The following is an 11,338-nucleotide window of genomic DNA, read 5'->3' as shown; positions in this document are numbered from 1 at the left end:
ATCTTTCTGAATTTGATTAAGTAACTCAAATAACCCATTTTTCCTGAGTTTCGGTGATTCCATAGTCACCAATGATTCCTTCCAGTTACAAACCCCCTCTGCATGAACCCCTCCATGGGTATCAATCACTACTGAACGAGCCCCAGAAGTACCAAAATCTATACCCAAAAATAGATTCATAAAAAATGTCAGTCATTCACAATAATTTCTCCTCAAAGTAGTATAATAATTTATTTGTGCCTCAAAAATTATATTAAGTTTTGCAAAAAAATCCTGATTTTCATAGTTAATACTAGACTTTTCTCCCTCATGCAGTTATAAATTGATAATCGGTGGTAGCATCTCAAATTAGAGCAACCATTGGTCAACTTTTTTCAAATACTGAATTAGGAGATGAAATGGATACAATCGCCTACAATCATCTAGTTTCTAGCTATGAGTCTCCCCAACAGTTGAACCTCAGCGACAACTTGATTCTGTTTCGGGGTGTTAACTGGAGTAAAGTTTCTACGACCTGCTTAATGCCAATTATCGGTGCAGCCATCAGTTTGTCGATTTTGGGTGCTACCAGCGCCGCCCAAGCCTCCATCTACTATGGTTCCTCTGGCAATCATGTGGTACAATTGCAAAACGCCCTAGCTAATCATGGCTACTTCCGCGCGCGGTCTACCGGCTATTTTGGTTCAATGACCAAGCACTCCGTTAAAGCCTTTCAGCGTGACTATGGGTTGGCAGTAGATGGCATTGTTGGTCCCGCCACAGCTTCCGCTTTGGGACTCCATTGCTATACCTCCTGCTATGTTAAATCTTATCCCAAGCACCATTACGGCTATCATCAAGCCAGTCACCGCCCCCGTCGTGGTCGTGGCTACCATAAATCCCTATCCCACGGTGACAGTAGCTCCCGAGTTGCTAACCTACAGCATAAACTAGCTTACTACGGTTATTTCCACGCCCGCGCCACCGGATATTTTGGTCCAATTACCACCAAAGCAGTTAAAGCCTTCCAGCGTGACTATGGCTTGAGAGTTGATGGTGTTGCGGGTCCGGCTACCTTGGCGGCTTTGGGAATGTAGAATTTCCTCAAAATTTGGTTTAATTATGATCGACAAGCCTACATCGTTTTGATGTAGGTTTTATTTGTTGCAGGTGCGAGGAATTGTGAAAATATTAGTTGTTGGAAACGGTGGTAGAGAACACGCCTTAGCTTGGACACTCACTCAGTCAGAAACAGTCCAACAGGTTATCTGTACTCCCGGAAACGGCGGGACTGCTACCCTAACCAAATGTCAAAATCGAAATATCCCGGTTGAGGATATCCCGGCTATTGTTGCTTTGGCTAAAGATGAAGCCATTGATTTGGTCGTCGTCGGTCCAGAAGTCCCCCTCGCCTTGGGTATTGCAGATGAACTTACTAAAAATCATATTAAAGTATTTGGACCCGGACGCGAAGGCGCAAAATTAGAAGCGAGTAAGTCCTGGGCTAAAGATTTGATGTTAGCAGCAGGAGTCCCCACCGCCGCTGGGGCTGTATTTACTGACCCCCAAGCTGCTAAAGACTATATTACTCAAGTTCCCATTGTCATTAAAGCTGATGGACTCGCCGCCGGAAAAGGGGTTATTGTTGCTACTACCCTGGAAATGGCTTATGACGCTATTACCTCCATTTCTCAAGGAGAATTTGGTCAAGATAATTGCCAAATTGTCATCGAGGAATTTCTACAAGGTCAAGAGGTCTCCGTTTTAGCTATTACTGATGGTAAAACTATTCGCCCCCTAATTCCGGCTCAAGATCATAAACCTATTGGAGAAGGTGACACGGGACCTAATACTGGCGGTATGGGTGCTTATGCGCCTACTCCCCTGGTCTCTGATACCTTGATGGTGAAAATACAACGGGACGTTCTTGAACCTACCTTACACGCCCTTCAAAACCGGGGAATTGATTATTGTGGTATTATCTATGCAGGATTGATGATTACCCCCGATGGGGATTTAATGGTTCTGGAGTTTAACTGTAGATTTGGAGACCCGGAAACTCAGGCTGTACTCCTCATGTTAGATACTCCCCTAGAACAGATTTTAACAGCTTGTTGCGATCGCCGTTTGGCAGAACTTCCCCCTATCCGTTGGAAACCTGGAGTTTCCCTCTGTGTCGTTTTGGCTTCCTCGGGCTATCCGGGAACTTATCCAAAAGGTAAGCTGATTACGGGTATTGACGCAGCATCAGCCTTGGGTGCTAAAGTATTTCATGCCGGAACTCGCCTGGTCGATGGACAAATAATCACCGACGGGGGCCGAGTTTTGGGTGTAACCGCTATCGGTGACACTGTAGAAACGGCTATCAGTAATGCCTATCAAGCTGTAGACTGCATTAACTTTGACGGAATTTACTGCCGCCGAGATATTGGTTTTAGACTCCGACAAAGCTAAAATTTACCAATTATGTACATCCTTAACAAAACTTAACTGCAATTTTTGCTAAACTGTGGTAAAGAGTCTGGCGATCGTCTACGCTAGATACTAATAAGCAGTTCCCCAACCCAGAACCGTACAAGATGCTGGCAATTTTCACCAAACTTCCAGAAATTCTCAGAAATTGGTGGTCTGAGTTTACCCTACAAACCCGACTCATGGCGGGAGCTACTCTGGTGGTTTCCCTATTGATGAGCGGTTTAACCTTTTGGGCCGTTAATACCATTCAGCAAGACGCTCGTCTTAATGATACCCGCTATGGTCGAGATTTGGGCTTACTTTTAGCCGCCAATGTCGCTCCCATGATTTCTGAAAATAATCGGGAAGAGGTAGCCCGTTTCTCCCGTCAGTTCTACACCAGCACCTCTAGCGTGCGATATATGCTCTATGCTGACCCCGACGGTGAAATTTTCCTCGGTCTCCCCTTTTCTGATTCCGCAGTTCAAAACTCCCTCACCCTGCGGCGACGAATGCAACTGCCGGAAAACTTTATCGCTAGTGTCGAAGCTAGGAATTATTCCGCTTTACCTATGGTGCGTCAGCATCTCACCCCTGGGGGTCAAATAACAGATGTATTTGTTCCACTGATGCACGATGACAAATATCTGGGAATTTTGGCGATCGGTATTAATCCTAATCCCACCGTTGTCGTCTCCTCTCACTTAACTCGCGACGTTACCTTAGCAGTTTTCGTCTCCATCTGGGTTATGGTAATTTTAGGTGCAGTTTTTAACGCCCTAACCATTACTCAGCCGATTAAAGAACTACTAATGGGAGTTAAAAATATAGCCGCTGGAAACTTTAGACAACGCATTGATTTACCCTTTGGCGGCGAATTGGGAGAACTCATATTGAGTTTTAATGAAATGGCAGAACGCCTCGAAAGCTATGATGAACAAAACATCGAAGAATTGACCGCCGAAAAAGCCAAGCTAGAAACCTTGGTTTCAACTATTGCAGATGGTGCAGTTTTAATAGATGCTGAACTTAATCTAATTCTCGTCAACCCCACCGCGCGCCGCCTCTTTGGGTGGGAACGCCAAAGCGTCATTTCCGAAAATGTTTTAACCTATCTTCCCGCACCAGTATTACAAGAACTATCTCAACCATTACAAAAAATCGCCTCTGGAAACCTAGAAGGAGGAGAATTTCGCTGTTCTCTCACTGAACCCAATAATCGCACCCTCCGCATTCTTCTAACCACGGTTTTACTACATAAATCTCCCGGTGTAGAACCCCTCTGCGCTAGTTGTATCTATGACCACGATAATAGTTGCACCTCCCCCCAAAGACCCCAAGCCAATGAATGTACATTCTATAATCAAGATGCCACCGTCAAAAATAACGAAAACTATCGGGAAAGTTTAAAAGGCATTGCTATGACTATTCAGGATATCACCCGAGAAGTCGAACTCAATGACGCTAAAAGCCAGTTTATCAGCAACGTTTCCCATGAGTTGAGAACCCCCTTATTTAACATCAAATCCTTTATCGAAACTCTCCATGACTATGGCGATGATTTAAGCGAAGAAGAACGTCGAGAATTTTTAGAAACCGCTAACCATGAAACTGACCGCCTTACCCGTCTAGTTAATGATGTTTTAGATTTATCTCGCCTTGAGTCCTGTCGTATTTATCACATGGAACCTGTTGATATTGCTCATCCCATTGAACAAACCCTACGGACTTATCAACTTAATGCGCGAGATAAGGGAATTGAATTGAGTAAAGAGGTAGAACCTAACCTACCAACCGTTAGAGGTCACTTTGATTTATTGTTACAAGTCCTCACTAACTTGGTCGGAAATTCCCTCAAATTTACGGAGGCTGGAGGAAGAGTAATAATTCGCGCCTATTTATTGGATGATAACTATCATATATCCCTGGCTGAAAGTCGGGAAGCCGAAGAAATTGAACGGGGAGGTTGGATTATGTCTCCACCACCACCTCGACCTTTAGATAGACACATTCATCACAATTCACACCTATCTCAGAGAGTGGTACGCATCGAGGTTTCTGATACCGGTAGCGGTATCGATTCCGAAGACCAAGAAGCAGTTTTTACTCGCTTCTTTAGAGTTGAAAATCGAGTCCATACTTTGGAAGGTACTGGGTTGGGTTTATCTATTGTTAGGAATATTATTGAAAAACATAATTCTCAGGTGCATTTGGTTAGTGAGTTGGGAGTGGGAACTACTTTCTGGTTTGATTTGACTGTCTACCAGGAAGACCAACAAAATTTGATTCCTGATGTGGTCGCACCATCTGTGGAGTTTCTATTATGAACTATTATCCCCCCCTGTCTACGCACTCAGGCAATATGCACATGATGTCGATTTTGTCAAGATGTGAATTTTGGGCTGTCTCTCAGTTGTCGAAAATTGGTGCATCGTGATTTTGAAAAATTCCTCTAAAAATCATTATTTGAGCGACAAAATAGGGTTTGTAGCCTCTATTTTTACAAATGGACACAGCAAACCCTTGGTTGCGATTTCCTCTAGCCTACCATAACCCCTATAATCTCGTCAATATTTTGAGAGAAATTATCAATAAAAATGTATTAATTCTTAACAAACTTTGTAAAATTAAAACTATTTGCAGCGATACATTAGCACAACTTAACTTAACTGCGCCCATATTGCGATTATAAATACACAGGACGCTGGCTGGTATAATCTCAACCATTACCCAGACTATAGAATCATCAAGATAATAATGGTAGCCAACAACATTAGCCCCTTGGCAGGAAAAACGGCCCCAGGCGATATTTTGGAAAATATCGATCGCCTTATTGAGCAATATTATTCAGTGCGTCCAGATCCCAACAATCCTCAACAGCAAGTAAGTTTCGGCACATCTGGACACCGGGGATGTTCGGCTAACGGCACTTTTAATGAAGACCATATCCTAGCGGTTACTCAAGCGACGGTAGAATATCGTCGCGACCAAGGCATTACGGGTCCTTTGTATATGGGCATAGACTCCCACGCTTTATCTGAACCGGCGCAAAAAACAGCCTTAGAAGTTTTAGCAGCCAACCAAGTAGAAACCTACATAGCCACAGACAAAGGAAATGGTAGATTTACCCCCACCCCGGCGGTTTCCCATGCTATTCTCACCTACAACCGCCAACGCACAGAGGGTTTAGCGGACGGTATTATCGTCACCCCTTCCCATAACCCCCCTTCGGACGGTGGCTTTAAATACAATCCCCCCTCTGGCGGTCCGGCAGGCCCTGAAATCACTAAATGGATTCAACAACGGGCTAATCAAATCCTGGCTGATGGTAATCGCGCTGTGAGTCGCAGTCCTTACAATCAGGCATTATATGCCAGTACGACCCACACTTTTGACTTTATTACCCCATATATCGCTGACCTAGAAAATATTATCGATATGGCAGCAATTCGGGAATCGGGAATTAAAATAGGTGTTGATCCGTTGGGGGGTTCTAATATTGGTTATTGGGAACCTATTGCAGAACGTTATGGGTTAAATTTGACTATAGTCAATCCTACGGTTGACCCGACTTTTGGGTTTATGACTGTAGACTGGGATGGGAAAATTCGCATGGACTGTTCCTCTCCTTATGCTATGGCGAATTTGGTTAAACTTAAAGATGATTATGATATCGCTTTTGGGAATGATACGGACTCAGACCGACATGGTATTGTTACCCCTAGCATGGGATTAATGAACCCTAATCATTTCCTGTCTGTGGCTATTTGGTATTTATTTACTAATCGACAAGGCTGGAGTCCTGAAAGTGCGATCGGGAAAACTTTAGTTAGCAGCAGTTTGATTGACCGGGTAGCTAAGGATATTAATCGCCAACTTTGTGAGGTTCCGGTAGGCTTTAAATGGTTTGTAGATGGTTTGCTAGACGGTTCTTTGGGTTTTGGGGGTGAAGAAAGCGCTGGCGCATCTTTCCTGCGAATGGATGGCACAGTTTGGACTACTGATAAAGATGGGATTATCATGGATTTACTGGCGGCGGAAATTACGGCTAAAACTGGTAAAGACCCTGGTATGCACTATAAAGATATGACTGAACGTTTGGGTCGCGCTTACTATTCTCGTATTGATTCTGCTGCTAATTCTGAACAAAAAGCACGCCTCAGTAAGTTGTCCCCAGAAGATGTTAAAGCATCAACTTTGGCGGGTGATCCAATCGTGGCTAAAATGACTAATGCACCGGGAAATAATGCGGCTATAGGTGGTTTAAAAGTTACTACGGAACAAGGTTGGTTTGCAGCACGTCCATCGGGTACAGAAGATGTCTATAAAATATATGCGGAAAGTTTCAAAGGTGAAGAACATTTGAATCAGATTATTTCAGAAGCACAAAAAATTGTGAGTGACACCTTTTAATAATTAATCAATTTTCCTGAGAAGCTGGGTTTTTAAAAACTTTTTCCCAATTCTACCCGGCTTCTCCAGTCCTGGTACTATGATGATTATCTCAACTTACCTGGTCACTCCCTGCCTTCTTAGAAATGGCTAACCCTAATACCTGCCAAGGTTGCATATTTCCATGAAAAACCCCAACGCTTTCTTCCAATAAGTTGACGGCATAGTTGACCTCGACCCCTAAACTATTCTGTAATTCCAATACTCCCTCACTTCCCTGAGACTCATAACCTCGTATAATCCAAGTCTGGTGGTCTAAGTGCGATCGCTTCACCGCCATTAACGCAAAATTCCTAGCACTAAAACCTAAAAAACTCCGACAGGACTCACCACCAGTTATCCCCACATTAGATAACTCTAAAACCCTCACCTGTAGCGGCTGATTAAACTCATAACCTCGTCGCACAGTTTCCCCCCCTCGCCAATTACCTAAATGGGGGTAAATGCCATAACTAAACTGATGAACACCTATATCAGCTTTAGGGTCAGGCCATAAAGACCCCCGTAGCAAACTTAAACCAATTTGATTAGGCTTAAAATCATATCCATACTTACAATCATTTAGCACAGATACACCATAATTACCATCACTCAGACTCCCCCAATTTAAAGCAGGAACTTCCCATTTGGATTTGTCAAAAGTTGTCTGGGGCTCCGTGGGTCTCTCCATTACACCACAAGGAATTTCATAACTCAGTAAATCGGTATTTATAGACAATGGAAAATAAGCCTTCATTAACACATTACTTTCTACCCATTCTACTCGACACTCAACCCGTAAAATTGGCGACCCTATCGATAAAATATAATCTTGACAAAACCGAGATTTATTAAATGTCTTTAAAACCCGTAACTTCCCTCGTAGCATACCTTTTTCGACAAACTCAATGGACTCGAGTTGCGGACTATCTAAGGGATACTTATGATAATTTGGGTCAATATTCCAAGCATCCCAATATTGTCCCTGGTCTTGAAACAGTCGCCATTGATGTCCGGGATATTTCAACACCTCCCGACTATTGACTTTATCAAAAACCTCGATTAAATCTCCCGTTTCTCCGGACACTTTTACCCGTAAATACTGATTCTCAAATTCCCAATTTTCGGAATTTTTACGATTAGTATTGACATCTAAACGGGAACCTGATATAGTGTAGTAAAGTCGGAAAAGGTGCGCGCATATAAGGTCATTTTCGGGCTCAAACCCTTGATTGATGGGGGTTTCCGGGGATTTAGGCACTAACCAGAAACAGCGATAACCGACTGACGGCACATCAGTTGCCAAAAACAGCAATTCAGACCGACCTGAAACCCTCACCAGTTGGGAATTTAAGGCATTTCCAGTGCTTTCGCAAACATCCCAACTTCCCTGGGGGGGTAATGGGACTTGGACGATTTCGGAACGCTTCCAATTGAGGGGGTTAAAGACGACAATGGGTATAGCTTGAGGTTGTGGGGGGTAAGGGAGAGAAATGGAGGAAGCGATCGCATCTAATGCTCTATCCTCAACATCTCCAGCGGTTGTGGCGGCTGCCTGCCAACTCCGGTTAGCATCCTCATAGACTTCAGCAATAGCAGACCCTGGGAGGATATCATGAAACTGATTAAACAGAACCCCCTTCCACGCCTCTTCTAGGGTCGCTTGGGGAACCTCAAACCCCATCACCATAGAAGCGACAGCGGACCACAACTCAGCCCGATAGAGCAATCCTTCGCACAAACGATTCCAGCGCTTTTGGTCAGCGTGGGTAGTATAGCAACCTCGATGAAACTCGAGATATAACTCATCATTCCACACTGGAAGATTGGGTAAATCACGCAACCCATCCAAATAATCGACGGCAGACATAAAACGCAAATCAGGAAACAGAGGGGACGATCGCCAACGACGGATGACCTCCAACATTTCCCGCGTCGGACCGCCGCCATGATCACCAACTCCTGGCAACCATAAACACTCATTTAAGCCAGTTTGAGACTCCCACTCAATGCCATAGTTTACTAACTTGAGGGGTTCGACATTTTCCCCAATTGGTGCAGACATCAAACTGACAATTTCGGTACCGTTCAAACCTCGCCAGCGAAAACAACCATAGGGAAAAACTGTTGTATCATTCCACCGCAACTTTTGAGTGACAAAAAAATCAATCTTTCCCAGAGTCAGCAACTGGGGAAGTTGCCAAGAAAAACCAAAGCTATCGGGTAGCCAAGCTATACGGGAGACTTCCCCAAACTTTTGAGCGACATAAAATTGACCATAGAGAATTTGGCGAACAATTGACTCCCCAGAAACGGTATTTAATTCGGGTTCAACCCATAAACCAGCGACGACCTCCCAACGCTTCTCGGAAATCCGATTTTGGATTAATTTAAACAAATCGGGTCTATTTTCCTCAAGCCAAGCATATAGCGCGGGGGTAGAATGAGCAAAAATCAACTCAGGAAAATCATCCTGTAAAGCGAGGACGGACTCAAAGGTTTTAATGGCGACTGACCAAGTTTCGGCGACTGACCATAGCCAAGCTAAGTCTAAATGAGCATGACCTAAAAGCCTGAACTTCACTAACTTTAAATCCGCACAGGTCTCCCAACACTGTCGCAGACGGAATAACTCCCGCAGAAACAAATGGCGATCGCCTACGATATTCCAATTTATCCTACTAACAGCTTCCCCTAACTCCTGCCACCTTTGTGGAGAAACCACGGAGAAAACTTGTGGCGGACTTCTCAACTCCAACTCATCAATATTTCCCCGAAGCAGATAACTAGAGTAAACCGCCAACTCATCACCAATAAAACCGGGATCTATCTCTCCGACTTTTCCGGCTTCGTAGACACAACTAGAGGCTACCAAAGCACCCCGATCATGACCAGGACTTACCAACCTTAAAAATATCCTAAACTTGGAGGAAGGTAAGACGGACTTCGACAAAACGATGGCTGTCCTACAATCAAATAAATCTCCCGACTGTACCAAGCTACCATTAACATAAACCTCAGCCAACTGCGCCCACCAAACCAAACTCAATTTCAAGCATAAACCCTCCAACCTATACCCCCCTAAATTAGCGGGAATATTAACCTCCTGGGCTAACCACAAAACTCTTCCCCCCTCAGACCAAGCCACATGACCCCGATCATTCAATTCCACCAAAGACCAATCACGCCACCCCTCGATCATTTCTGGCGAAATATCTCCCCTATGAAACCGCCACCCCCCCTGAAGATCCAATCGCGTCATCCCTCGCAATCTGGCGATCGCCTGATTAATCAAAACACCACCATCAGAACTAGATAAACTCATTTTCAGCCATCAACTACTCAACTAACAAACATGATCATCACTTATCCTAGATGGGGAAGAGACTCTTGCTTATTCCCTGTACCTTGCTGTACAATGGAAGGCACGAGCTATTAATAACCCCTACCACCATCTCTTAGTATAATTTGAGCCTATATGTCCTCAGCCTACTCTGGTCCCTATAAAAGTCGCCTGTTTAACTTCCTCCTGAACAACTATCAGCAATTTACTGATGCTTGCGATCGCACTTGGCGCAATATTCGCTACGCTACCAGCACGGCTACCCAGATTTTACTTTATCCCATTTATCTGATTCTCCAAAATACCCCCCTGATTAACCTGAAACTTCCCACCTCCAAAATCCCATCATTACCCTCTGAACAAACTACCGCCAACCACAACCCCCAACCGCAACCATCATCTCCCCCTACTATACTTTTAAGCATCGACAACACTATCGCCGAAATTGAACCCCAAATAAAACCGGCCGCCACGCAGCTTTTCCATAACTTCCACCTATGGATATTTTCCGTCCTCAATTATTTACTGAAAGAACCCACCCATAATCTCAAGCCCTCCCTATCGGTATCGGTACCACTTCCAGATCCTTGGAAAACCTCACAACCACGTTTAACCAATTCTCAACCTCAATTTACATTAAACCAGACTTCCCTCAACACCCCCACCCCTCAACTTCCCCCAACTCAACCTATCCCTAATTTCCCCAAATTAGAATCACAAATACTCGAACAATTAAACCACTATCAACGATCACAACTACAACTAGCCACCAAAAACAACACCCCCCTCACAGAAGGCGGTAGCATAGCCTATTCCCAAAAACGACAAGTAGAAAATCAACCCAACTACTTAGAAACACCAGCAAAAGCGATCGGATATGTTAAACATCCCCTACAATCTCTAATTGAATGGTTGGATAGGGTTATAGCGATCGCTGAACAAATTATCATCACAATAGTTAACTGGTTAAAATCATCCCCCACCTTTCAATTCTCCAAAAATTAGCCCCACCTCGCTCCTAATCACCCTTGACACCTACCCCAATATCTGCTAATGTTTTCAAATATCTTTGACACGGCTATACACTTGATTTTTTATTCAACACATCACCTCCCAACTCCCACCTGTCAA

The 11,338-nt window shown here is 44.1% G+C and carries 6 protein-coding genes and 1 pseudogene; 5 read left to right on the top strand and 2 right to left on the bottom strand.

The genetic code is table 11. The annotated features are described in order from the left end of the window. Nucleotides 1–180, bottom strand: a pseudogene (locus B9T16_RS20485) (carbohydrate kinase); the annotation flags it as partial. A gap of 152 nt (nucleotides 181–332) precedes the next feature. Here B9T16_RS20485 and B9T16_RS20480 point away from each other — a divergent pair. The 4 genes from B9T16_RS20480 (at nucleotide 333) to pgm (ending at nucleotide 6,846) form a co-directional block, all read left to right on the top strand. Further along, nucleotides 333–1,076 (top strand): peptidoglycan-binding domain-containing protein, encoded by a 744-nt coding sequence (locus B9T16_RS20480; protein WP_231852008.1) that lies wholly within the window; start codon nucleotides 333–335, stop codon nucleotides 1,074–1,076. An 85-nt stretch (nucleotides 1,077–1,161) separates the two neighbouring features. After that, nucleotides 1,162–2,433, top strand: a complete 1,272-nt coding sequence (gene purD, locus B9T16_RS20475; protein ID WP_035735397.1) for a phosphoribosylamine--glycine ligase — start codon at nucleotides 1,162–1,164, stop codon at nucleotides 2,431–2,433. Between the two features lie 125 nt (nucleotides 2,434–2,558). Then, nucleotides 2,559–4,760, top strand: coding sequence for an ATP-binding protein (locus B9T16_RS20470; protein ID WP_006617864.1), 2,202 nt, complete (start codon nucleotides 2,559–2,561; stop codon nucleotides 4,758–4,760). A 430-nt stretch (nucleotides 4,761–5,190) separates the two neighbouring features. Then, on the top strand, nucleotides 5,191–6,846 hold the full coding sequence (pgm, locus tag B9T16_RS20465; RefSeq protein ID WP_006617862.1) for a phosphoglucomutase (alpha-D-glucose-1,6-bisphosphate-dependent): 1,656 nt from the start codon (nucleotides 5,191–5,193) through the stop codon (nucleotides 6,844–6,846). Nucleotides 6,847–6,937: 91 nt separating this feature from the next. On the opposite strand, the gene B9T16_RS20460 is transcribed toward pgm, so the two are convergent. After that, nucleotides 6,938–10,189 carry an alpha-mannosidase gene (locus tag B9T16_RS20460; protein WP_006617861.1) on the bottom strand — a complete coding sequence of 1,084 codons (3,252 nt, stop codon included), beginning with the start codon at nucleotides 10,187–10,189 and terminating at the stop codon, nucleotides 6,938–6,940. A 153-nt stretch (nucleotides 10,190–10,342) separates the two neighbouring features. Between B9T16_RS20460 and B9T16_RS20455 the strand changes: the two genes are divergently transcribed. Beyond that, entirely contained in the window at nucleotides 10,343–11,212 is an 870-nt protein-coding gene (locus B9T16_RS20455; RefSeq protein WP_410245634.1) for a hypothetical protein, read from the top strand. The last annotated feature ends 126 nt before the right edge of the window (nucleotides 11,213–11,338 follow it).

It is taken from the genome of Arthrospira sp. PCC 8006 (genome assembly GCF_046480465.1).
In the GTDB taxonomy this organism is placed as follows: Bacteria; Cyanobacteriota; Cyanobacteriia; order Cyanobacteriales; family Microcoleaceae; genus Limnospira; species Limnospira platensis.
Note: the sequence above shows the minus strand (reverse complement) of the source record. Positions and strands in the feature narration are given on the sequence as shown.

Bases quoted from the DNA above. Each gene is read 5' to 3' on its own strand.
- B9T16_RS20470 (WP_006617864.1), top strand. From the start codon at position 2,559: ATGCTGGCAATTTTCACCAAACTTCCAGAAATTCTCAGAAATTGGTGG.
- pgm (WP_006617862.1), top strand. From the start codon at position 5,191: ATGGTAGCCAACAACATTAGCCCCTTGGCAGGAAAAACGGCCCCAGGC.
- B9T16_RS20460 (WP_006617861.1), bottom strand. From the start codon at position 10,189: ATGAGTTTATCTAGTTCTGATGGTGGTGTTTTGATTAATCAGGCGATC.
- B9T16_RS20455 (WP_410245634.1), top strand. From the start codon at position 10,343: ATGTCCTCAGCCTACTCTGGTCCCTATAAAAGTCGCCTGTTTAACTTC.